Annotated in this window: 1 protein-coding gene; it reads right to left on the bottom strand. The window is 58.3% G+C overall.

What is annotated here, in order from left to right; all coding sequences use genetic code 11:
- A partial coding sequence (locus CWO89_RS47495) for a hypothetical protein (protein ID WP_207234746.1) occupies positions 1 to 252 on the bottom strand: 252 nt, incomplete at both ends.

Raw genomic sequence — 252 nt, 5'->3', positions numbered from 1 at the left:
CTCAACGCGGAGGTTTGGGACGTGCTCGGTGATGAGGCCGCGGAGCCGCCAACCGATCCACTGGAACTTCAGCGGCTGGAACATGAGCTTCTCATGGAGATTCAGGAATGGCCAGATGACCAACCCGCTCAACCGCCTTTCTCCGTAGAGCCAGAGGGATTCACGTTTAATCCAGAGGAGTTCCCCCCAGCTAAAGTTCCCCGACTGCTGGATGATCACGCCGCCCAGCCGCCAGTCTCCGTCAATCCAAAA

Source organism: Bradyrhizobium sp. Leo170 (assembly GCF_004296405.1).
In the GTDB taxonomy this organism is placed as follows: domain Bacteria; phylum Pseudomonadota; class Alphaproteobacteria; order Rhizobiales; family Xanthobacteraceae; genus Bradyrhizobium.
The sequence above is the reverse complement of the archived record's forward strand: the minus strand, read 5'-3'. Positions and strand labels throughout refer to the sequence as shown.